The 22,836-nt window shown below is 35.2% G+C and carries 20 protein-coding genes; 15 read left to right on the forward strand and 5 right to left on the reverse strand.

The genetic code is table 11. The annotated features are described in order from the left end of the window. Position 1 precedes the first annotated feature (1 nt). Both AA076_RS02020 and AA076_RS02025 read left to right on the forward strand, forming a co-directional pair. Complete coding sequence (locus tag AA076_RS02020; protein WP_000211540.1) at positions 2 to 2,707, forward strand: DUF2309 domain-containing protein; 2,706 nt, start codon at positions 2 to 4, stop codon at positions 2,705 to 2,707. A gap of 161 nt (positions 2,708 to 2,868) precedes the next feature. Then, a complete protein-coding gene (locus tag AA076_RS02025; protein WP_000831495.1) occupies positions 2,869 to 3,231 on the forward strand; it encodes a Na-translocating system protein MpsC family protein in 363 nt (120 codons plus the stop codon). 228 nt (positions 3,232 to 3,459) lie between these two features. Here AA076_RS02025 and AA076_RS14400 read toward each other — a convergent pair whose 3' ends face one another. Further along, positions 3,460 to 3,876: a hypothetical protein gene (locus AA076_RS14400; RefSeq protein WP_001789536.1), complete on the reverse strand. Its 417-nt coding sequence runs from the start codon at positions 3,874 to 3,876 to the stop codon at positions 3,460 to 3,462. Positions 3,877 to 3,913: 37 nt separating this feature from the next. Between AA076_RS14400 and AA076_RS02035 the strand changes: the two genes are divergently transcribed. From AA076_RS02035 to aaa, 10 genes are all read left to right on the forward strand, one after another. Beyond that, a complete protein-coding gene (locus AA076_RS02035; RefSeq protein WP_001836354.1) occupies positions 3,914 to 4,588 on the forward strand; it encodes a phosphatase PAP2 family protein in 675 nt (224 codons plus the stop codon). A gap of 36 nt (positions 4,589 to 4,624) precedes the next feature. After that, entirely contained in the window at positions 4,625 to 5,359 is a 735-nt protein-coding gene (locus tag AA076_RS02040; RefSeq protein WP_001220813.1) for an alpha/beta hydrolase, read from the forward strand. Positions 5,360 to 5,536: 177 nt separating this feature from the next. Next, a complete protein-coding gene (locus AA076_RS14405; protein ID WP_000510433.1) occupies positions 5,537 to 5,650 on the forward strand; it encodes a hypothetical protein in 114 nt (37 codons plus the stop codon). A gap of 164 nt (positions 5,651 to 5,814) precedes the next feature. After that, positions 5,815 to 7,152, forward strand: a complete 1,338-nt coding sequence (locus AA076_RS02050) for a sodium-dependent transporter (RefSeq protein ID WP_000828726.1) — start codon at positions 5,815 to 5,817, stop codon at positions 7,150 to 7,152. A gap of 216 nt (positions 7,153 to 7,368) precedes the next feature. Next, the gene (locus tag AA076_RS02055) at positions 7,369 to 8,283 is read left to right on the forward strand and encodes a PLP-dependent cysteine synthase family protein (protein ID WP_000634105.1); all 915 of its coding nucleotides are present in this window, start codon (positions 7,369 to 7,371) and stop codon (positions 8,281 to 8,283) included. After that, the gene (locus AA076_RS02060; protein ID WP_001036663.1) at positions 8,267 to 9,409 is read left to right on the forward strand and encodes a bifunctional cystathionine gamma-lyase/homocysteine desulfhydrase; all 1,143 of its coding nucleotides are present in this window, start codon (positions 8,267 to 8,269) and stop codon (positions 9,407 to 9,409) included. Before AA076_RS02055 ends, AA076_RS02060 begins: the two co-directional genes overlap by 17 nt. Before the next feature lie 293 nt (positions 9,410 to 9,702). Further along, positions 9,703 to 10,728, forward strand: a complete 1,026-nt coding sequence (locus tag AA076_RS02065; protein ID WP_000569286.1) for a methionine ABC transporter ATP-binding protein — start codon at positions 9,703 to 9,705, stop codon at positions 10,726 to 10,728. A 3-nt stretch (positions 10,729 to 10,731) separates the two neighbouring features. Further along, positions 10,732 to 11,391 (forward strand): methionine ABC transporter permease, encoded by a 660-nt coding sequence (locus AA076_RS02070; RefSeq protein WP_000467994.1) that lies wholly within the window; start codon positions 10,732 to 10,734, stop codon positions 11,389 to 11,391. 36 nt (positions 11,392 to 11,427) lie between these two features. After that, positions 11,428 to 12,270, forward strand: a complete 843-nt coding sequence (gene gmpC / locus AA076_RS02075) for a dipeptide ABC transporter glycylmethionine-binding lipoprotein (RefSeq protein WP_000825521.1) — start codon at positions 11,428 to 11,430, stop codon at positions 12,268 to 12,270. Positions 12,271 to 12,601: 331 nt separating this feature from the next. Then, positions 12,602 to 13,606 (forward strand): autolysin/adhesin Aaa, encoded by a 1,005-nt coding sequence (gene aaa, locus AA076_RS02080; protein ID WP_001170264.1) that lies wholly within the window; start codon positions 12,602 to 12,604, stop codon positions 13,604 to 13,606. A 184-nt stretch (positions 13,607 to 13,790) separates the two neighbouring features. Here aaa and AA076_RS02085 read toward each other — a convergent pair whose 3' ends face one another. After that, positions 13,791 to 14,060 carry a hypothetical protein gene (locus tag AA076_RS02085; RefSeq protein ID WP_001129473.1) on the reverse strand — a complete coding sequence of 90 codons (270 nt, stop codon included), beginning with the start codon at positions 14,058 to 14,060 and terminating at the stop codon, positions 13,791 to 13,793. A 148-nt stretch (positions 14,061 to 14,208) separates the two neighbouring features. Between AA076_RS02085 and AA076_RS02090 the strand changes: the two genes are divergently transcribed. Together AA076_RS02090 and AA076_RS02095 are read left to right on the forward strand one after the other, a co-directional pair. Beyond that, on the forward strand, positions 14,209 to 14,604 hold the full coding sequence (locus tag AA076_RS02090; RefSeq protein WP_000588527.1) for an NUDIX hydrolase: 396 nt from the start codon (positions 14,209 to 14,211) through the stop codon (positions 14,602 to 14,604). Beyond that, entirely contained in the window at positions 14,594 to 15,079 is a 486-nt protein-coding gene (locus AA076_RS02095; RefSeq protein WP_000183669.1) for a GNAT family N-acetyltransferase, read from the forward strand. Before AA076_RS02090 ends, AA076_RS02095 begins: the two co-directional genes overlap by 11 nt. Positions 15,080 to 15,247: 168 nt before the next feature. On the opposite strand, the gene AA076_RS02100 is transcribed toward AA076_RS02095, so the two are convergent. From AA076_RS02100 to gltC, 3 genes are all read right to left on the reverse strand, one after another. Further along, complete coding sequence (locus AA076_RS02100; RefSeq protein ID WP_000994678.1) at positions 15,248 to 16,030, reverse strand: YibE/F family protein; 783 nt, start codon at positions 16,028 to 16,030, stop codon at positions 15,248 to 15,250. Further along, on the reverse strand, positions 16,027 to 17,145 hold the full coding sequence (locus AA076_RS02105; protein ID WP_001794550.1) for a YibE/F family protein: 1,119 nt from the start codon (positions 17,143 to 17,145) through the stop codon (positions 16,027 to 16,029). Before AA076_RS02105 ends, AA076_RS02100 begins: the two co-directional genes overlap by 4 nt. A 114-nt stretch (positions 17,146 to 17,259) precedes the next feature. Then, positions 17,260 to 18,144 carry a glutamate biosynthesis transcriptional regulator GltC gene (gene gltC, locus AA076_RS02110; protein WP_000403916.1) on the reverse strand — a complete coding sequence of 295 codons (885 nt, stop codon included), beginning with the start codon at positions 18,142 to 18,144 and terminating at the stop codon, positions 17,260 to 17,262. Between the two features lie 180 nt (positions 18,145 to 18,324). Between gltC and gltB the strand changes: the two genes are divergently transcribed. Continuing rightward, the gene (gene gltB / locus AA076_RS02115) at positions 18,325 to 22,824 is read left to right on the forward strand and encodes a glutamate synthase large subunit (RefSeq protein ID WP_000551362.1); all 4,500 of its coding nucleotides are present in this window, start codon (positions 18,325 to 18,327) and stop codon (positions 22,822 to 22,824) included. Positions 22,825 to 22,836: the final 12 nt, after the last annotated feature.

The following is a 22,836-nucleotide window of genomic DNA, read 5'->3' on the forward strand; positions in this document are numbered from 1 at the left end:
TATGACAACACAGTTAAATATCAATTCAGTCATTGAAAATGCGAAACGTGTTATTACACCATTATCACCAATTTCGATTTTTGCAGCACGAAATCCATGGGAAGGATTAGAAGCGGATACGTTTGAAGATGTCGCAAAATGGTTACGTGATGTTCGAGATGTGGATATTTTCCCAAATAAAGCATTAATAGAAAGCGCTGTGGCACGTGGTGAATTAGATGAAAGTGTCTTTAATCAACTTGTTACTGATATGTTACTTGAACATCACTACAATATCCCGCAACACTACATCAATCTTTATATTGATAACATTAAAACATTAAAAGACGTACCTGCATCATATATGAATCATTCAAATGTTGATGTTGTTGCTGATCTACTATTAGAAAAATCAAAACGTGATATGGCTGAATCATATCATCACTATGATGTACGTCCGATGAGTGATGCAATAATAGATGAACAAGGTGAGCCACTTAGCGAACAAGTGAATCGTCAAATGATTAAATGGACGAAACTTTATATCGATCAATTTCTATCGAGTTGGACAATGCCGAAGCGTGAGCAAAGTTTTTACCATGCATGGTTGCATTTAGCGCAACATGACCATAGTTTTACTAAAGCACAGCGCCAAGTGATTAAAGGCTTACCCAATGATCCTGAAATGACGATAGAGTCAGTATTAACTCATTTTTCAATAGATCAGGAAGACTACCAAGCTTATGTTGAAGGACATCTTTTGGCGTTACCGGGTTGGGCAGGTATGTTGTATTACCGTTCACAACAGCATCACTTTGAACAACATTTGTTAACGGATTATTTGGCAATTCGGTTAGTTGTCGAACAATTGCTAGTTGGTGATGAGTTTAAGTCAGTCGCTAAAGATTGTGAAAGTAGATCGGAAAATTGGTTTAAGCAAACTGTTGCATCATGGTGTTACTACAGTGATATGCCTAGCGATGTATTACTACAACATGACGTCAATGAAATTCAAACGTTTATTCATTTTGCAGCAACTATGAATAAAAATGTATTTAAAAATTTATGGCTAATTGCCTGGGAAATGACATACGAATCTCAGTTAAAACAAAAAATTAAAGCAGGTCATGAAAGTGTGGCGGGCGCATTAGATGTAAACCAAGTAAATGTCTCAGAAAATGATAACGCTAATCAGCCACATTCAGTATTGTTAAATGACACACAAGCAGTTGATGAAAATAATAGCGAGCTAAATCAGATGGGCACATCAACGAAAGCGCAAATTGCATTTTGTATAGATGTTCGTTCAGAACCATTTCGTAGACATATCGAAGCAGCAGGGCCCTTTGAAACGATTGGTATTGCAGGCTTCTTTGGATTACCTATTCAAAAAGATGCCGTAGACGAACAATTCAAACATGATTCATTACCTGTCATGGTACCGCCGGCATATCGCATTAAAGAATTTGCAGACCGCTACGATATGAATGTTTATCGACAACAGCAACAGACAATGTCATCGATGTTTTACACATTTAAATTGATGAAAAATAATGTCATGCCTAGTCTGTTATTGCCTGAATTAAGTGGGCCATTTTTAAGCTTAAGTACCATTGTCAATTCGATTATGCCTAGAAAAAGTCGCGCGTCTTTACAAAAAATAAAACAAAAGTGGTTGAAAAAGCCTGAAACAAAGTTGACGATTGATCGTGAGTTTGACCGAACATCAGACTTACCTGTTGGATTTACTGAGCAAGAGCAAATTGATTTCGCGTTACAAGCGTTGAAATTGATGGATTTAACCGAAGCATTTGCGCCGTTCGTTGTGTTAGCAGGTCATGCTAGTCATTCTCACAATAATCCACATCATGCATCACTTGAATGTGGGGCTTGTGGTGGCGCATCAAGCGGTTTTAATGCTAAGTTATTAGCGATGATATGTAATCGTCCAAATGTCAGACAAGGATTAAAACAATCAGGTGTGTATATTCCAGAGACAACTGTTTTTGCGGTAGCAGAACATCATACGTCTACTGATACGTTGGCATGGGTATATGTGCCAGACACATTATCTTCTATTGCTTTAGATGCATATGAATCATTGAATGACGCGATGCCGATGATTTCTGAACACGCGAATCGCGAACGTTTGGACAAACTGCCAACGATTGGTCGTGTGAATCATCCAGTGGAAGAAGCGCAGCGGTTTGCGAGTGATTGGAGTGAGGTACGTCCAGAATGGGGATTGGCTAAAAATGCATCATTTATAATTGGACGACGCCAATTAACAAAAGGCATTGATTTAGAAGGGCGGACATTTTTACACAATTATGATTGGCGTAAAGATAAAGATGGCACATTATTAAATACCATCATTTCTGGTCCGGCACTTGTGGCACAATGGATTAATTTACAATATTATGCGTCGACAGTTGCGCCGCATTTTTACGGAAGTGGGAATAAAGCGACACAAACCGTCACGTCAGGTGTTGGTGTCATGCAAGGTAATGCGAGTGATCTGATGTATGGCTTATCATGGCAATCTGTTATGGCTGCTGATCGGACGATGTATCATTCGCCAATTCGTTTACTTGTCGTTATTCAGGCACCCGACTATGTTGTAGCAAGACTACTCGCGAATAATGAGCATTTCGCTAGGAAGGTGTCTAATCATTGGCTGCGTTTAATGAGCGTTAATGAGGAAGGGCGTTTTAAAAGTTGGATTTAACGATGATATGTTGCGATGCTAAGTAACTAATATATCATCATATCTACAATGTTCTAGCTTCTTAAAATATACTAAAAATGATAAACTTAATGTAATAGTTGATGTCGTGATAACGATACAAAGATGAAGTAATCAATTTTAATATTATTGGAGTTAGTGATATGAAAAGAACGAAAGGTGAAATCGAAGCTGAAATCAGTAAAGCCATTACGCAATGGGAAAAAGATTTCCTTGGCAGAGGTTCCTTGTCAGTTAAATCAGACATTTTAAGAGATATGGTGATTATTAGTTTACAAGGTATCTTAACGCCAGCTGAATATCGTGTATGTAGTACGAATGAAGGATTATTAAATATTAAACGAACACGTTCTGAATTAGTTGAATCCGGTGAGCAAGATTTGAATGATATCATTTTTAAAATTACAGGTATCAAAGTGATGAGCTTCCATAGTGATTTAAGTACAGTTACAGGTGAACGTATTATCGTATTCAAACTTGAGGATAATTTGGAAAAGCATATTTAAGAAGGTTAGGTATGCTTCTGCTGGCTTATTAAAGCTATAGAAGTATGCTTGGTTAAACAGCGCAACGCCATATATTTGGGTGTGCTGTTTTTCTATTACATGATGTGTTTATTACGTGGATGAATGCGTGGGTCTGAATATAGCCCGTGAAAGGCGTATGTCATAAAATTTGCGAATGGTGACAAGTCGACGCAAGCATATTTGTTGCGAGACATGCCCACTATCCTTTTACATAAAGAGTATATGTGTGACGTAGGCATATAATCGATAAAGTATTCCTAAAAAATTAGGTATAATGACCATTGTTGCAATAAGTTTTTCGGCCTTGAAACCGATAACGCATAGTATAATAGGAATAAAATATAATACAAATATCCAGTAAATCAAATTTGAAAATGATGGATGAATAGGGGTAAAGAATCTAACTAATGTAATGATTAACGCTATATAGACAAAAATAACTCTATTGATACGCCTTACCCCCTCTGTATAATAAATATAAATCGTACTAAATTGAAAATAGCAAAATATTGTTATTTCAATTATACAATGTTTTATTTGCAATATACATAACAATATGAACTTTATAATTTTGATATTGTCGGTAAAGTGAAATTTGTGGCACATTGATATTATGGATAACATTTGTAAAATGAAAATGATGATACGAGGAGATTGTAAGATGATAGATAAAAAATTAACATCACCGAAAATGACAGTGCCTTTATTTTTAATCGTGCTGATTGTATTTATAGGTATGTTTTACAGTGTAGTGACAAATCAAGAATGGCTTAAAAATATAGATATGGGATCATTAACATGGTTTACAGATTATTTCGGTGAGCCACAACGTCAGTATGTTAACAATTTGTTTAATTACTATATGACGTTTAGTGCGGAAATTGGAGATGTCAAAGGTGTCGTGTTGATTTCCATTATCGTCACAATCATACTGTTTATTAAACAGAGGCATTTAGCGGTTTGGTTTGTGACATATTTGGTTTCAGGTGTCATCATGAACAAATTAATTAAAGATACTGTATTACGTCCAAGACCATATAATCATTTAGCCGTTGATACAGGCTTTTCATTTCCGAGTGGACATTCCAACGCCAGCACATTATTATATTTCGCCTTAATGATCATTATTATTTCACTTGCTGCTAAGACAATAACAAAAGTGTTGAGTGCGTTGGTTATGGGAATATTATGGCTTAGCATATTATTTTGTCGCCTTTATTTTCATGCACATTACTTTTCAGATGTCATTGGCGGCACGTCACTAGCAATCATTTGGGTAGCGTTATTCTTAATGGTATACCCATACTTTATTAATCATCGACGACAACGCGTTTAGCAAACATCTTTAGACATAGTGGAGGTATATAGAAAAATGAGAATTAAAACACCGAGTCCATCGTATTTAAAAGGCACAAATGGACATGCGATATTATTATTACATTCATTTACAGGTACAAATCGGGATGTGAAGCATCTTGCAGCTGAGTTAAATGACCAAGGATTTAGTTGTTATGCACCGAATTATCCAGGTCATGGTTTATTGTTGAAAGATTTCATGACATATAATGTAGATGATTGGTGGGAAGAAGTTGAGAAAGCTTACCAATTTTTAGTCAATGAAGGTTATGAATCTATCAGTGCAACGGGTGTGTCTTTAGGTGGATTAATGACATTAAAATTGGCGCAACACTATCCTTTGAAACGTATCGCTGTCATGTCAGCACCAAAGGAAAAGAGTGACGATGGCTTAATAGAACATTTAGTTTATTATAGTCAACGCATGTCGAATATTTTAAATTTAGATCAGCAAGCATCGAGTGCGCAATTAGCAGCAATTGATGATTATGAAGGTGAAATTACGAAGTTTCAACATTTTATTGATGATATCATGACAAATTTAAATGTTATTAAAATGCCAGCTAATATATTATTTGGTGGTAAAGATGCGCCATCCTATGAAACAAGTGCACATTTTATTTATGAACATTTAGGATCAGTAGACAAAGAATTAAATGGTCTGAAGGATTCGCATCATTTAATGACGCATGGAGAAGGCAGAGATATTTTAGAAGAAAATGTTATTCGCTTTTTCAATGCTTTAACATAATTGAAGATTTTAAAAATTAACACTTGAGTGACGATGTTATTATATTTGTCATTTGAGTGTTTTTTGTGGCGTGATAGTATAGGGAACTTAGCTAAAGTTAATTTGTAGTGTGATGTCGTGGAAATATTATGGAGTTATACCAGAAGTTGATTTGTATTGTAATGTCGTGGAAATTTTATGGGCATTGCACCTGAAGTTGTTATGTGGCGAGATGTTGGGGATATAGATGGTGTTGTATGTGGCGAGATATTGGCGCACGTATACAGCGTTGAACCAGAAAATTTAATGTAGCGTAATGACAACACATTACAAGAGTTGATTATATTATGATAAATCCAGGTGCTACCGTATTAATGAAACAATTTTGATGCAGGTGTATTGCATGTTATTTACATACATGTTAGAGTGTTACTTAAACACGTAGACGCTTTAACGCTTTAAAGGAGATGTGAATGATGAAAAGACAACAATCACAATGGAAGTCATCAACTGGATTTATTTTAGCTAGTGCGGGTTCTGCAATCGGTCTTGGTGCCATGTGGAAATTCCCATATATGGCAGGGATTTATGGCGGCGGTGCCTTTCTAGCTATGTTCTTAATATTCACCATTTTTGTTGGGTTGCCATTACTCATTATGGAATTCACTGTTGGGAAAATGGGACGGACATATACAACACAAATATATAGTAAATTAACTGGTAAAAAATGGCTCAATATCATTGGCTGGAACGGTAATTTGGCAGTGTTTATTTTATTTGGCTTCTATAGTGTTATCGGTGGTTGGATTGTCATTTACATCGGACAAGTATTATGGCAATTAGTTATATTTCAACGCATCAATCATCTCCAAGAAATGAATTTTGAAGCGGTAATATCAAATCCTTGGTTAACCGTTCTAGGGCAAGGTATATTCATATTCGCTACGATGATTATTGTCATGTTAGGTGTTGAAAAAGGATTAGAAAAGGCATCGAAAGTTATGATGCCATTGCTGTTTGTCTTTTTAATCGTCATTGTGATTAAGTCTTTAACATTAGATGGCGCCTTAGAAGGTGTGAAATTTATTTTACAACCAAGAGTATCAGAGATTACTGCTGATGGCATCTTGTTTGCGCTAGGTCAATCATTCTTTACGTTATCATTAGGAACTACAGGTATGATTACTTATGCGAGTTATGCCTCTAAAGACATGACGATTAAGTCATCAGCTATTTCTATCGTTGTTATGAATATCTTTGTATCTGTATTGGCAGGTCTAGCTATATTTCCGGCTTTACATAGTTTTGGCTATGAACCACAAGAAGGGCCTGGATTATTATTTAAAGTACTGCCAATGGTCTTTAGTCAAATGCATCTAGGCACATTATTCTATTTGGGATTCTTAGTGCTGTTCTTATTTGCGGCTTTAACGTCATCTATTTCTTTATTAGAATTAAATGTTTCTAACTTCACGAAGAATGACAATACAAAACGTAAAAAAGTCGCAGTGATCGGTAGTATTTTAGTATTTATCATTAGTATTCCAGCAACCTTATCTTTTGGTATCTTAAAAGATGTAAGATTCGGTGCGGGAACGATTTTTGATAATATGGATTTCATCGTTTCGAATGTATTGATGCCATTAGGCGCATTAGGTACTACGCTTGTCGTAGGACAATTATTAGATAAAAAATTATTACAACAATATTTTGGTAAAGATCGATTTAGATTATTCAGTGGTTGGTATTACTTAATTAAGTATGCGATGCCTGTCGTTATTATTTTAGTCTTTATCGTGCAATTATTTAGTTAATATATAGAAGCATCTGACACACAAGTATTTGTGTTGCTCAGGTGTTTTTTTGTTTGGAATTGAAAATTTAGTACTGGTTCTGAATTAATCGAAACTTAGATAATTGCAAAATAACAAAATGTCGTTTATAATTCTTATCTGAAAAGTAAGAATTAAAATTGAGACATGAAGAAAGGTTTCATTCATTTGATCGGCATGTCAGATGAGGGTGCATCTATGATTACTTATGATTTAATTGGCAATACACCATTAGTACTGTTAGAACATTATAGTGATGATAAAGTTAAAATTTATGCCAAGCTTGAACAATGGAATCCTGGAGGCAGTGTTAAAGACAGACTCGGGAAATATTTAGTAGAGAAGGCAATTCAAGAAGGGCGTGTGCGTGCAGGTCAAACTATTGTTGAAGCGACTGCTGGTAATACAGGCATAGGGTTAGCTATTGCAGCGAATAGACATCATTTGAAATGTAAGATCTTTGCGCCGTATGGTTTTTCAGAAGAAAAGATTAATATTATGATAGCGCTTGGTGCAGAAGTTTCAAGGACGAGTCAGTCTGAAGGTATGCATGGGGCACAATTAGCTGCACGTTCCTATGCTGAAAAATATGGTGCCGTTTATATGAATCAATTTGAATCCGAACATAATCCGGATACATATTTTCATACATTGGGACCCGAATTGACTTCAGCATTACAGCAAATTGATTATTTTGTGGCTGGTATTGGCTCTGGCGGTACATTTACAGGTACCGCACGTTATTTAAAGCAACATCACGTGCAATGTTATGCCGTTGAGCCAGAAGGGTCCGTGTTAAATGGAGGGCCAGCTCATGCACATGACACTGAAGGTATCGGTTCTGAGAAATGGCCGATATTTTTAGAGAGACGTCTTGTAGATGGGATATTTACGATTAAAGATCAAGATGCCTTTCGAAATGTCAAAAGTTTGGCTATAAATGAAGGGTTGTTAGTAGGCAGTTCTTCAGGTGCAGCATTACAAGGTGCATTGAATTTAAAAGCGCAATTATCTGAAGGTACGATTGTTGTCGTATTTCCAGATGGTAGTGATCGATATATGTCTAAGCAAATATTTAATTATGAGGAGAATAATAATGAACAAGAAAACTAAATTAATTCATGGTGGGCACACAACAGACGATTATACAGGTGCCGTTACAACACCAATTTATCAAACAAGTACATATTTACAAGATGATATTGGTGATTTACGTCAAGGATATGAATATTCTCGTACTGCGAATCCAACAAGAAGTTCTGTAGAAAGCGTTATTGCGACATTAGAAAATGGCAAACATGGCTTTGCATTTAGTTCAGGTGTTGCAGCAATCAGTGCAGTTGTTATGCTGTTGGACAAAGGAGATCATATTATTTTAAATTCAGATGTATACGGCGGTACTTATCGCGCATTGACAAAAGTATTTACACGATTTGGCATTGAAGTGGATTTTGTAGATACAACGCATACAGATTCAATTGTACAAGCGATACGCCCAACAACAAAGATGTTGTTTATTGAAACACCTTCTAATCCATTATTACGTGTTACTGACATTAAAAAGTCTGCTGAAATTGCGAAAGAACACGGTTTGATTTCAGTTGTTGATAACACATTTATGACACCTTATTATCAGAATCCATTAGATTTAGGTATCGATATTGTCTTACATTCTGCAACGAAATATTTAGGTGGACATAGTGATGTCGTTGCTGGTTTAGTTGCAACATCGGATGACAAGCTTGCAGAACGTTTAGCATTTATTTCAAATTCAACAGGTGGCATTTTAGGACCTCAAGATAGCTATTTACTTGTGAGGGGTATTAAAACATTAGGTTTACGTATGGAACAAATTAATCGCAGCGTTATTGAAATTATTAAAATGTTACAAGCACATCCAGCTGTGCAACAAGTGTTCCATCCAAGTATTGAAAGTCATTTAAATCATGATGTCCATATGGCTCAAGCGGATGGCCATACAGGTGTGATTGCATTTGAAGTGAAAAATACAGAAAGTGCCAAACAATTGATTAAAGCAACATCGTATTACACATTAGCTGAAAGTTTAGGTGCAGTGGAAAGTTTAATTTCAGTACCTGCATTGATGACACATGCATCCATTCCAGCAGATATTCGAGCTAAAGAAGGTATTACAGACGGACTTGTAAGAATTTCTGTAGGTATTGAAGATACTGAAGATTTAGTCGATGATTTAAAACAAGCACTAGATACTTTATAAATAATAGCAGCACTGGCATATATTTTGAGTTCAACGTTTGTTGTTCTTGAATATGCTAGTGCTTTTTTGTGCGATGTTAATATTTAGTAATTGCGTTGTGGAGGATTGGTGGACATTTTTATGGATTTAATTTGATAAATGTCATAGTAGTCTCACAATTCGTCATTGTCACATGAATTACTTATTTTTTAATTTTTTAGAAAATTCGGCAAATTGTATTGACGATATATGCAATTTTACATATAATGCTCTTATTCCTAGTGGATTAATAAGAATTTGTAGGAGGGGCGATGATGATTGAGTTTCGACAGGTAAGTAAGACCTTTAATAAAAAGAAGCAAAAAATAGATGCTTTGAAGGACGTATCATTTACGGTCAATCGCAATGATATTTTTGGTGTGATTGGATATAGTGGTGCAGGAAAAAGTACGTTGGTAAGACTCGTGAATCATCTTGAAGCTGCCTCGAATGGACAAGTGATTGTAGATGGACATGATATTACGAATTATAGCGATAAAATGATGAGGGATATTAAGAAAGATATCGGTATGATATTTCAGCATTTCAATTTATTAAATTCAGCTACCGTATTTAAAAATGTAGCAATGCCACTCATTTTAAGTAAGAAAAGCAAAACAGAAATTAAGCAACGAGTAACGGAAATGCTTGAATTTGTAGGATTGAGTGATAAAAAAGACCAATTTCCTGATGAATTATCTGGTGGGCAGAAGCAAAGGGTGGCTATTGCAAGAGCGCTTGTTACTAATCCGAAAATACTCCTATGCGATGAAGCAACAAGCGCATTGGATCCAGCAACGACTGCTTCGATATTGACGTTATTAAAGAATGTCAATCAAACCTTTGGCATTACAATTATGATGATTACACATGAAATGCGCGTTATTAAAGACATTTGTAATCGTGTTGCTGTAATGGAAAAGGGGAAAGTGGTTGAAACAGGAACTGTTAAAGAGGTGTTTAGTCATCCTAAAACGACGATTGCTCAAAATTTTGTGTCTACAGTTATACAGACTGAGCCAAGTACATCATTGATTCGTCGATTGAATGACGAACAAGTTGGCGATTTTAAAGATTATAAAATCTTCGTCGAGGAAACTCAGGTGACACAACCGATTATAAATGACTTGATTCAAATTTGTGGCAGAGAGGTTAAAATTTTATTTTCATCTATGTCAGAAATACAAGGTAACACCGTATGTTATATGTGGCTTCGATTTAATATGGATCAACAATTTGAAGACACGGCAATAAATCAATATTTCAAAGAGAAAAATATTCAATTTGAGGAGGTGCATTAACATATGTTTGGTTCTGATTTAGACAGTGCACAGTTATTACAAGCATTGTACGAAACGCTATATATGGTATCTATTGCTTTATTTTTAGGAGCAGTGATTGGTATTCCATTAGGTGTCTTATTGGTAATTACTCGAAAACAAGGCATATGGCCCAATATAGTGATACATCAAGTTTTAAATCCTTTAATCAATATTTTAAGGTCACTACCATTTATTATTTTGTTAATTGCGATTGTGCCATTCACAAAATTAGTAGTAGGTACTTCAATTGGTACGACTGCTGCCATCGTGCCTTTAACAGTATATGTGGCACCTTACATTGCAAGACTTGTTGAAAACTCATTATTGGAAGTAGACGAGGGGATTATTGAAGCGGCGAAAGCGATGGGCGCTTCACCACTACAAATCATTAGATATTTTTTAATTCCTGAAGCTTTAGGTTCGTTAGTATTAGCAATTACCACTGCGATTATTGGACTTATTGGAAGTACGGCGATGGCAGGAGCTGTTGGCGGTGGTGGTATAGGAGACTTAGCTTTAGTGTATGGTTATCAAAGATTTGATACGACGGTCATTATTATTACCGTTATTGTATTAGTCATTATTGTCCAAGTGATTCAAACGCTAGGGAATGTTCTAGCTAGATTCATACGTAGACATTAATGATATATAGTGAAGATTTTGAAAGGAATTGATAGAATGAAAAGATTGATTGGGTTAGTTATCGTAGCACTTGTATTATTAGCAGCGTGTGGTGGTAACAATGATAAAAAAGTAACAATTGGTGTCGCATCAAATGACACTAAGGCTTGGGAGAAGGTTAAAGAATTAGCTAAAAAAGATGATATTGATGTGGAGATTAAGCACTTCTCAGATTACAATTTACCGAATAAAGCATTAAATGATGGTGATATTGATATGAATGCATTCCAACATTTTGCATTTTTAGATCAATATAAAAAGGCGCATAAAGGAACAAAGATTTCAGCATTAAGTACAACAGTTTTAGCACCGTTGGGCATTTACTCAGATAAAATTAAAGATGTCAAAAAGGTTAAAGATGGTGCTAAAGTTGTCATTCCAAATGATGTGTCAAACCAAGCACGTGCACTTAAACTATTAGAAGCAGCTGGTTTAATAAAACTGAAAAAAGATTTCGGATTAGCAGGCACGGTGAAAGATATAACGTCAAATCCAAAACATTTAAAAATTACTGCAGTAGATGCACAACAAACTGCACGTGCTTTATCTGATGTCGATATTGCAGTTATTAATAACGGTGTAGCAACTAAAGCGGGTAAAGATCCTAAAAATGATCCGATATTTTTAGAAAAATCAAATTCAGATGCAGTAAAGCCATATATTAATATTGTTGCAGTTAATGACAAAGACTTGGATAACAAAACATATGCTAAAATCGTAGAATTGTATCATTCAAAAGAAGCTCAAAAAGCGTTGCAGGAAGATGTCAAAGATGGAGAGAAACCTGTTAATTTATCTAAAGATGAGATTAAGGCAATAGAAACGTCATTAGCAAAATAAATTATATTGCGTCCTACAAGCAAAGTTCATGCTTATGTTTGTAGGGCGTTATTGTTGGAGAATAAAATTATTTCCAATAGAGAAAGGGATTGTAATCATTTTATAGTGAAATATTATGAAATTGTAATAATTTAGATATTGTAAAATCTAATAAGTTGTAATAATTTTAAGGGGTAATTATAAAATTTGATGATACAGTATATGATTTTTTTGTAATCATAATGTCATCAAACATCAACCTATTATACATAATAAAATCGTATAATGATGTAGTATTCATAAATTCGGATAAAAGAATGTTAGGAAAGTTAAGCAAGAGGAGGATTTTAAAGTGCAAAAAAAAGTAATTGCAGCTATTATTGGGACAAGCGCGATTAGCGCTGTTGCGGCAACTCAAGCAAATGCGGCTACAACTCACACAGTAAAACCGGGTGAATCAGTGTGGGCAATTTCAAATAAGTATGGGATTTCGATTGCTAAATTAAAGTCATTAAACAATTTAACATCTAATCTAATTTTCCCAAACCAAGTACTAAAAGTATCTGGCTCAAGTAATTCTACGAGTAATAGTAGCCGTCCATCAACGAACTCAGGTGGCGGATCATACTACACAGTACAAGCAGGCGACTCATTATCATTAATCGCATCAAAATATGGTACAACTTACCAAAACATTATGCGACTTAATGGTTTAAATAATTTCTTTATTTATCCAGGTCAAAAATTAAAAGTATCAGGTACTGCTAGCTCAAGTAACGCTGCGAGCAATAGTAGCCGTCCATCAACGAACTCAGGTGGCGGATCATACTATACAGTACAAGCAGGTGACTCATTGTCATTAATTGCATCAAAATATGGTACAACTTATCAAAAAATTATGAGCTTAAATGGCTTAAATAATTTCTTTATATATCCGGGTCAAAAATTGAAAGTAACTGGTAATGCATCTACGAACTCAGGATCTGCAACAACGACAAATAGAGGTTACAATACACCAGTATTCAGTCACCAAAACTTATATACATGGGGTCAATGTACATATCATGTATTTAATCGTCGTGCTGAAATTGGTAAAGGTATTAGTACTTATTGGTGGAATGCTAATAACTGGGATAACGCAGCGGCAGCAGATGGTTACACTATCGACAATAGACCTACTGTAGGTTCTATCGCTCAAACAGATGTAGGTTACTATGGTCATGTTATGTTTGTAGAACGTGTAAATAACGATGGTAGTATTTTAGTTTCAGAAATGAACTATTCAGCTGCACCAGGTATTTTAACTTACAGAACGGTACCAGCTTACCAAGTAAATAATTATAGATATATTCACTAAAGTCTTACGTATATAAATATATAATGAATTCCTATTACATTTCACAAGCTGAAAAGTTGGATTGAATCCTAAATTTTATGGCGGGGCTATCAAAGTCGTGATTGTTGTAATAGGAATTTTTGTATATGAAAAAGGATTGGTCGAATGAACTTCATGTTCTATGTTCGACCAATCCTTTTCTGAATTAGTATTCATGTTTTACTTTGCGAATGCTTGTAAATAATCTAGCACCGTTTGTTATTAAAGTAACAACTGCCACTGCTTTTTTGAACTTACGTGGTGACTTAATTGAAATGTAAAAGTCTAACACGGTTCCTACAGTGCTTAAACCTAATGAAAGATATACTAATTTTTTATTTTTAGCATGATATTTATAGCCATTGTAGCCGTCGACTATGAAACCTGCGACATTTAGTAAACTTGATAAACGTTGTGATTTGGAACGTTTTGCCATAATAATAATTCCCCCTAGTATCTTCTGTTTATATGAAAAGTTGGGTGCGCTGAATTGCTAACGTTTTGCGCTATAACTACTCATATATGATAACATAATTGTACAGTATAATTTGAAAAATTGATTTCACAAAGTTGGGGTGTCAAAGATGATTAAATGTGTCTGTTTAGTTGAAGAAACAGCTGATAAAATATTGCTTGTTCAAGTAAGGAATCGCGAAAAGTATTATTTCCCGGGTGGTAAAATAGAAGAAGGGGAATCACAAGTACACGCGCTGTTAAGAGAAGTAAAAGAAGAATTAAATTTAACATTAACAATGGATGAAATTGAATATGTCGGGACAATTGTAGGTCCTGCATATCCACAACAGGATATGTTAACTGAGTTAAATGGATTTCGCGCATTAACCAAAATCGATTGGGAAAACGTAACTATCAATAATGAAATTACGGATATACGCTGGATTGATAAAGATAATGATGCGTTGATTGCGCCTGCTGTCAAAGTTTGGATTGAAACTTATGGTGGTAAACATGACAAATAATGACACCATCATGTTACGACATTATGTCCCACAAGATTATTCGATGTTAGAAGCTTTTCAATTAAGTGAAAGTGATTTGAAGTTTGTTAAAACGCCAGAGGAAAATATTACAGCTGCAATGTCTGATAATGAAAGGTATCCCATCGTTGTAATGGATGGCAGGCAATGTGTGGCCTTTTTTACATTACATCGTGGAAAAGGGGTCGCACCATTTAGCGATAACCAAGATGCAGTATTTTTCAGGTCATTTAGTGTTGATCAACGTTATCGTAATAGAGGAATAGGTAAAGTGGTAATGGAAAAATTGGCGTCATTTATCACTTCAACATTTCAGGATATTAATGAGATTGTGTTAACGGTTAATACTGACAATCCACATGCCATGGCACTTTATCGCCAACAAGGATATCAATATATGGGAGATAGTATGTTCGTCGGAAGACCTGTTCATATTATGGCGTTAACTATAAAATAAATTAAATTTAAAAGCATCTTTACTCATCGTCGACCACAACAATTAATGATGAATAAAGGTGCTTTTTGTTATAGATCATCGGACAATTTACTATAGTAAAAAGCGACCTAGTGAACAATTGACATATATCCACAGGTCGCTTAACTTAAGTTATATTGCTAGTTGCGATTAATTGATAGACTCATCATTTTTGCGCTGTCGAGATGGTCTTTTTATTAAAAATGCCGTAATCCAAGCCGTAATCGGAATACTGATTGCAACGGCAATACCGCCTAAAATAATAGAAATAAATTCTTGGGCAAATATTTTCGAGTTTATAATATGACCAAATGAATATTTAAGTTTGAAAAACCAAATAAATAAAGCAAGTTGGCCACCAAAAAAGGCAAGGTAAATCGTGTTCGCAGATGTCGCTAAAATTTCTCTACCAACACGCATGCCAGATTGGAATAATTCGTATTGCGTAAGCGTTGGATTCACTTGATGCAATTCATAAATGGGTGAACTAATGGTAATTGTTAAATCTATCACAGCTGCAATAACAGCAAGAATAATAGTGAACACCATAAATTGAACCATATCAATGCCAATATTCATTGAATACACATATGTTTCATCTTGTTGTTCGGTTGAAAAGCCTTGTAGATGACCGAAGTAGACCGATAAATAAATGAGTGTAATCAACAATATTGTTGTAACGATAGTGCTGATAAATGCAGCTTGTGTTTTAACATTGTAACTATTGAGTACGAATAAATTACAAGCGCCAATAATAATGCAGAAAAAGAATGTGACGACATAAATCGGTACGCCAAAAATAATCAATACAATACTAATAATTAAAATAGCGAAATTTAAAAATAGGGTTAAATAAGAGATGAATCCCTTTTTACCTCCGAAAATTATCATCAGAAAGAGGAGCAATAACGCCAATATAAATACAGCATTCATTGTTTCGCCCTCCTTAATGTTTCAAATATTTCCATAAACAATATTGTGATAGGAATTGTAAGTACGATACCTATACCACCTGTTAGTGCGCGCGCAATTTCTAACGACCAATTCATCGAAATAGTATAAGTCACTGTATTGGCATTTTTTAAAAAGATTAAAAACATAGGTAGTGCACCGGATAAATATGAGAATAATAAGATGTTAGTCATTGTTCCCATAATATCTTGGCCGATGTTTCGCCCAGCAAGCGCCCATCTCCTCATTGAAATGTGTGGCGTACGCTGTAAAATTTCATGCATACCACTAGCAATTGTAATTGCAACATCCATAATAGCGCCAAGTGAACCTATTAACACTGAGGCTAGGAAGATATCTTTCGGTGGTAATGATAAAAAGTTCATCGTTTCATATTTAATGCCTTTACCATCTGTCATATATATGATTAATTCTGTTAAACCTATACTCAAAAAAGTTCCGATAATTGTACTGGCTATGGTAATGAGTGTACGCATATGCCAGCCTGTAACGAGCAATAAAGTGAGTATTGTTGAACAGATCATGGCAATGGTCATGAGTAAGAATAAATTAATATTGCTATGTTGAATATGAATGTAAATTGCGATTAATATGGCAATAGAATTCAAGATTAACGATAAAATCGATTGCAGTCCGACTTTGCGACCAACCAATAATACAGTTAATAAGAACAAACCAGTGATGATAACCGTTAAGGTATCACGCTTCTTTTCTATAATATAAGCATCACTCGGCTTGTTAGAAATATGTAATAATACTTTTTCGTGTGTGCGAAATGCCTCAGAATCTGCTTGCGATTTGACGTACTGATGATTAATCGTCGTCGTTTCTCCAGCAAATTGACCATTTAATATTTTGACTTTTAATTGATTTTTATATTTAATATCACGATTATTTTGTGCATCTTTTGTAGGTGTCGAAGAAACATGTTTGACATCTATAATTTGACCAATTGGTTTGTTGTAAAAGTTCTCATTATTGAATGTAAATAAAATAGCACCAATGAATGCGATGCAGAACAAACCTAAAATTATATTAAATGGCTTTGTAAATAAATTTCTATATTTCAAAAACAAAACCCCAATTCTATGAATGAATTAATATGGTGATTATACGCCCTTAATTTTTTATTTTCAAAGATATTACTGCTAAGTGTAAAACGAAAATCATCATTGATAGCATCGAATTACTTAATGGAATGTAGACGTTTTAGTCATTAATTGCTGAATAAGTGTTAATAATATGCCAATATCACTCTTTGTATAAGGCTCCTTTGTAATAGCACATATCGTTCTTTTTAATTCAGTATGATCTAATTTTATATCTATCCATGATTTAGATTCTGGTAAATGTATATTTTGTGATGAAATGATGTAACCTTCTTTTTGACGAAGGAGATACTGCGCAAGTGGTTGGCTACTGATTGTGTATACATCTGATTTAGTAATCTTGCGCAATTGTTTTTTTACAGTTTCGGCAAATGGTGCCAAGCAATAAATATGACTATGCTCAAACTGAATTAATGGTGGGTGTGTCGCCATCGTAATTGGATCGTCTGAAGGCGCATATAAATGATAGTGCTCTTCGAATAAAGGTAGCATATGTAATTGTTTGTGTTTACGTATTTCTGGTGTAAGTTCCGTGAAACCAATGTCTATATTCCCATTTAATACGCTATTTATAATTGTGTCATGTTCTAATAAGCTCGGTATGACATGTGTATCATTTTGTAAATGAAACGTTTGGATAAGTGGTAGTAACATGTGGGATACGTCACTCTCATCATAGCCAATGTAGATACTTTTATTTTTAGTTAATCCATGGCTTTGAAATTGTTCAATCGTGCTATCTAAATGTTCAATAATACGCAGAGCTTCATTAAATAATAATTTCCCTTCAGATGTGAGCGTAATATTGCGTCCTTGCTTTTTAAATAAAGACACATTAAGTTCTTGTTCTAATAATGTAATTTGACGGCTTATCGCTGATTGAGCAATGTTTAGTTCAAGTGCTGTTTCGGAGATATGTTCTCTTTTAGCGACCTCGATAAAATATCTTAATTGTTTAATTTCCATAGCGATATAGGCACCTCCAAAAATGAGTGTTTTGTAACTATTATAGCAATATTATTGATAAATGTTCTATTTTTTAGATGAATATCTTCTATTTTATATATTGAACAGATAAATTTTTTAGATTATAGTAATTATCATTAATAACTAATATCAGAATATTCTAAAAAAGGGGTGTGCATCATGCACAATGAGAAATTAATTAAAGGCTTATATGACTATCGTGAGGAACATGATGCGTGTGGTATTGGTTTTTATGCGAATATGGATAATAAAAGGTCTCACGACATCATTGATAAATCGCTTGAAATGTTGCGACGCTTAGATCACAGGGGCGGGGTCGGCGCAGATGGCATCACTGGTGATGGCGCAGGTATTATGACTGAAATACCTTTTGCATTTTTCAAACAACATGTAACGGACTTTGATATCCCAGGTGAAGGTGAATATGCCGTGGGGTTATTTTTTTCCAAAGAACGCATTTTAGGTTCTGAACATGAAGTAGTTTTTAAAAAATATTTTGAAGGCGAAGGGTTATCAATTCTTGGTTATCGTAATGTACCAGTTAATAAAGATGCCATTGCTAAACATGTAGCAGATACGATGCCAGTCATTCAACAAGTGTTTATTGATATTAGGGACATTGAAGATGTTGAAAAGCGTTTGTTTTTAGCGAGAAAACAATTAGAGTTCTATTCGACTCAGTGCGATTTAGAATTGTATTTTACGAGCTTATCACGCAAAACAATTGTATATAAAGGTTGGTTACGATCAGACCAAATTAAAAAACTATATACAGATTTATCGGATGATTTATATCAATCAAAGCTAGGGTTAGTGCATTCGAGATTTAGTACGAATACATTCCCGAGTTGGAAAAGGGCACATCCTAACCGTATGTTAATGCATAATGGTGAGATTAACACGATTAAAGGTAATGTAAACTGGATGCGAGCACGCCAACATAAATTAATCGAAACATTATTTGGCGAGGATCAACATAAAGTGTTTCAAATTGTCGATGAGGATGGTAGTGACTCTGCCATTGTAGATAATGCGCTAGAGTTCTTATCGTTAGCCATGGAGCCAGAAAAGGCAGCGATGTTACTCATACCTGAACCTTGGTTATATAATGAAGCGAATGATGCAAATGTACGTGCGTTTTATGAATTTTATAGTTATTTAATGGAACCGTGGGATGGTCCTACAATGATTTCGTTCTGTAACGGTGACAAACTTGGCGCGCTTACAGATAGAAATGGATTACGTCCAGGTCGTTATACGATTACTAAAGATAACTTTATTGTCTTTTCATCTGAAGTGGGTGTTGTGGACGTACCTGAAAGTAATGTTGCTTTTAAAGGTCAATTGAATCCTGGAAAGTTATTGCTTGTTGATTTTAAACAGAATAAAGTCATTGAAAATAATGATTTAAAAGGTGCGATTGCTGGAGAATTACCATATAAAGCGTGGATTGATAACCATAAAGTTGACTTTGATTTTGAAAATATACAATATCAAGATTCGCAATGGAAAGATGAGACGTTATTTAAATTACAACGTCAGTTTGCATACACGAAAGAAGAGATTCATAAGTATATTCAGGAACTTGTAGAAGGTAAGAAGGATCCTATCGGTGCAATGGGATATGATGCGCCAATTGCAGTGTTGAACGAGCGACCAGAATCACTATTTAATTACTTTAAACAGCTGTTTGCACAAGTTACGAATCCACCAATTGATGCGTATCGTGAAAAAATCGTAACGAGTGAACTTTCTTATTTAGGTGGCGAAGGTAACTTACTAGCACCTGACGAAACGGTTTTAGATCGTATTCAATTGAAAAGGCCGGTATTGAATGAATCACACTTAGCAGCGATTGATCAGGAACATTTTAAATTAACTTATTTATCAACGGTATATGAAGGGGATTTGGAAGATGCGTTAGAAGCATTAGGCCGAGAAGCAGTGAATGCTGTAAAGCAAGGCGCTCAAATTCTAGTGTTAGATGATAGTGGATTAGTTGATAGCAATGGCTTTGCAATGCCGATGTTACTCGCAATAAGTCATGTGCATCAATTACTTATTAAAGCAGATTTACGTATGTCTACAAGTTTAGTCGCTAAATCTGGTGAGACACGAGAAGTGCATCATGTTGCTTGTTTACTCGCATATGGCGCGAATGCAATTGTGCCATACCTAGCGCAACGTACAGTTGAACAACTGACATTGACAGAAGGGTTACAAGGCACCGTTGTCGATAATGTTAAGACATATACGGATGTATTGTCAGAAGGTGTCATTAAAGTAATGGCTAAGATGGGAATTTCGACAGTGCAAAGTTATCAAGGGGCACAAATATTTGAAGCGATTGGCTTGTCTCATGATGTGATTGATCGTTATTTTACTGGGACACAGTCTAAGTTATCTGGTATTTCGATTGATCAAATTGATGCTGAAAATAAAGCACGTCAACAAAGTGATGATAATTATCTTGCATCAGGTAGTACATTCCAATGGAGACAACAAGGTCAACATCATGCTTTTAATCCGGAATCTATTTTCTTATTGCAGCACGCATGTAAAGAAAATGACTATGCGCAATTTAAAGCATACTCTGAAGCGGTGAACAAAAATAGAACAGATCACATTAGACATTTACTTGAATTTAAAGCATGTACACCGATTGACATCGACCAAGTTGAACCGGTAAGTGACATTGTCAAACGCTTTAATACAGGGGCGATGAGTTATGGATCGATTTCAGCGGAAGCACATGAAACGTTAGCACAAGCCATGAACCAATTAGGTGGAAAGAGTAATAGTGGTGAAGGTGGCGAAGATGCAAAACGTTATGAAGTACAAGTTGATGGAAGCAACAAAGTAAGTGCGATTAAACAAGTTGCTTCTGGGCGTTTTGGTGTAACTAGTGATTATTTACAACATGCCAAAGAAATTCAAATTAAAGTTGCGCAAGGTGCAAAGCCTGGTGAAGGTGGTCAATTACCTGGTACTAAGGTATATCCGTGGATTGCGAAGACAAGAGGGTCAACGCCAGGTATCGGTCTGATTTCACCACCGCCACATCATGATATTTATTCAATAGAAGATTTAGCGCAACTGATACATGATTTGAAAAATGCGAATAAAGATGCAGATATCGCGGTAAAATTAGTTTCGAAAACAGGTGTTGGTACCATTGCATCTGGGGTGGCAAAAGCATTTGCAGATAAAATTGTCATCAGTGGTTACGATGGTGGTACAGGGGCTTCACCCAAAACGAGTATTCAGCATGCCGGTGTTCCTTGGGAGATTGGTTTAGCAGAAACACATCAAACATTAAAACTAAATGACTTAAGAAGTCGTGTTAAGTTAGAAACAGACGGTAAGTTATTAACTGGTAAAGATGTAGCGTACGCATGTGCGCTTGGAGCGGAAGAATTTGGATTTGCAACTGCACCATTAGTGGTGTTGGGCTGTATTATGATGCGTGTATGCCATAAAGATACATGTCCAGTAGGAGTTGCAACTCAAAACAAAGATTTACGTGCTTTATATAGAGGTAAAGCACATCATGTTGTTAATTTTATGCATTTTATTGCACAAGAATTAAGAGAAATTTTAGCATCTTTAGGTTTGAAACGTGTAGAAGACTTAGTTGGAAGAACTGATTTATTACAACGATCATCAACATTAAAAGCGAATAGCAAAGCGGCTAGTATTGATGTTGAAAAACTGTTATGTCCTTTCGATGGGCCAAACACAAAAGAAATTCAACAAAATCATAATCTTGAGCATGGATTTGATTTAACAAATTTATATGAAGTAACGAAGCCATATATTGCTGAAGGGCGTCGCTATACAGGTAGCTTTACAGTAAATAATGAACAACGTGATGTAGGGGTTATTACAGGTAGTGAGATTTCGAAACAATATGGAGAAGCAGGACTTCCTGAAAATACAATTAATGTTTATACGAATGGTCATGCTGGTCAAAGTCTTGCAGCATATGCACCGAAAGGCTTAATGATTCATCATACTGGAGATGCGAATGACTATGTTGGTAAAGGATTATCTGGTGGTACGGTCATTGTCAAAGCACCTTTTGAAGAACGACAAAATGAAATTATTGCTGGTAACGTCTCATTCTATGGTGCGACAAGTGGTAAGGCATTTATTAACGGTAGTGCAGGAGAAAGATTCTGTATTAGAAATAGTGGTGTAGATGTTGTCGTTGAAGGTATCGGCGACCATGGATTAGAGTATATGACTGGTGGACATGTCATTAATTTAGGTGATGTAGGTAAGAACTTCGGTCAAGGTATGAGTGGTGGTATTGCTTACGTTATCCCGTCTGATGTAGAAGCTTTTGTTGAAAATAATCAACTAGATACGCTTTCGTTTACAAAGATTAAACACCAAGAAGAAAAAGCATTCATTAAGCAAATGCTGGAAGAACATGTGTCACACACGAATAGTACGAGAGCGATTCATGTGTTAAAACATTTTGATCGCATTGAAGATGTCGTCGTTAAAGTTATTCCTAAAGATTATCAATTAATGATGCAAAAAATTCATTTGCACAAATCATTACATGACAATGAAGATGAAGCGATGTTAGCTGCATTTTACGATGACAGTAAAACAATCGATGCTAAACATAAACCAGCCGTTGTGTATTAAGGAAAGGGGGAG

This window comes from Staphylococcus aureus, assembly GCF_001027105.1.
GTDB lineage: Bacteria > Bacillota > Bacilli > Staphylococcales > Staphylococcaceae > Staphylococcus > Staphylococcus aureus.

Bases quoted from the DNA above. Each gene is read 5' to 3' on its own strand.
- AA076_RS02070 (WP_000467994.1), top strand. From the start codon at position 10,732: ATGTTTGGTTCTGATTTAGACAGTGCACAGTTATTACAAGCATTGTAC.
- AA076_RS02025 (WP_000831495.1), top strand. From the start codon at position 2,869: ATGAAAAGAACGAAAGGTGAAATCGAAGCTGAAATCAGTAAAGCCATT.
- gmpC (WP_000825521.1), top strand. From the start codon at position 11,428: ATGAAAAGATTGATTGGGTTAGTTATCGTAGCACTTGTATTATTAGCA.
- AA076_RS14405 (WP_000510433.1), top strand. From the start codon at position 5,537: ATGGGCATTGCACCTGAAGTTGTTATGTGGCGAGATGTTGGGGATATA.
- AA076_RS02050 (WP_000828726.1), top strand. From the start codon at position 5,815: ATGAAAAGACAACAATCACAATGGAAGTCATCAACTGGATTTATTTTA.
- AA076_RS02090 (WP_000588527.1), top strand. From the start codon at position 14,209: ATGATTAAATGTGTCTGTTTAGTTGAAGAAACAGCTGATAAAATATTG.
- AA076_RS02035 (WP_001836354.1), top strand. From the start codon at position 3,914: ATGATAGATAAAAAATTAACATCACCGAAAATGACAGTGCCTTTATTT.
- AA076_RS02100 (WP_000994678.1), bottom strand. From the start codon at position 16,030: ATGAATGCTGTATTTATATTGGCGTTATTGCTCCTCTTTCTGATGATA.
- AA076_RS02040 (WP_001220813.1), top strand. From the start codon at position 4,625: ATGAGAATTAAAACACCGAGTCCATCGTATTTAAAAGGCACAAATGGA.
- AA076_RS14400 (WP_001789536.1), bottom strand. From the start codon at position 3,876: ATGTTATCCATAATATCAATGTGCCACAAATTTCACTTTACCGACAAT.
- AA076_RS02060 (WP_001036663.1), top strand. From the start codon at position 8,267: ATGAACAAGAAAACTAAATTAATTCATGGTGGGCACACAACAGACGAT.
- gltC (WP_000403916.1), bottom strand. From the start codon at position 18,144: ATGGAAATTAAACAATTAAGATATTTTATCGAGGTCGCTAAAAGAGAA.
- AA076_RS02065 (WP_000569286.1), top strand. From the start codon at position 9,703: ATGATTGAGTTTCGACAGGTAAGTAAGACCTTTAATAAAAAGAAGCAA.
- AA076_RS02020 (WP_000211540.1), top strand. From the start codon at position 2: ATGACAACACAGTTAAATATCAATTCAGTCATTGAAAATGCGAAACGT.
- gltB (WP_000551362.1), top strand. From the start codon at position 18,325: ATGCACAATGAGAAATTAATTAAAGGCTTATATGACTATCGTGAGGAA.
- AA076_RS02085 (WP_001129473.1), bottom strand. From the start codon at position 14,060: ATGGCAAAACGTTCCAAATCACAACGTTTATCAAGTTTACTAAATGTC.
- AA076_RS02095 (WP_000183669.1), top strand. From the start codon at position 14,594: ATGACAAATAATGACACCATCATGTTACGACATTATGTCCCACAAGAT.
- AA076_RS02055 (WP_000634105.1), top strand. From the start codon at position 7,369: ATGATTACTTATGATTTAATTGGCAATACACCATTAGTACTGTTAGAA.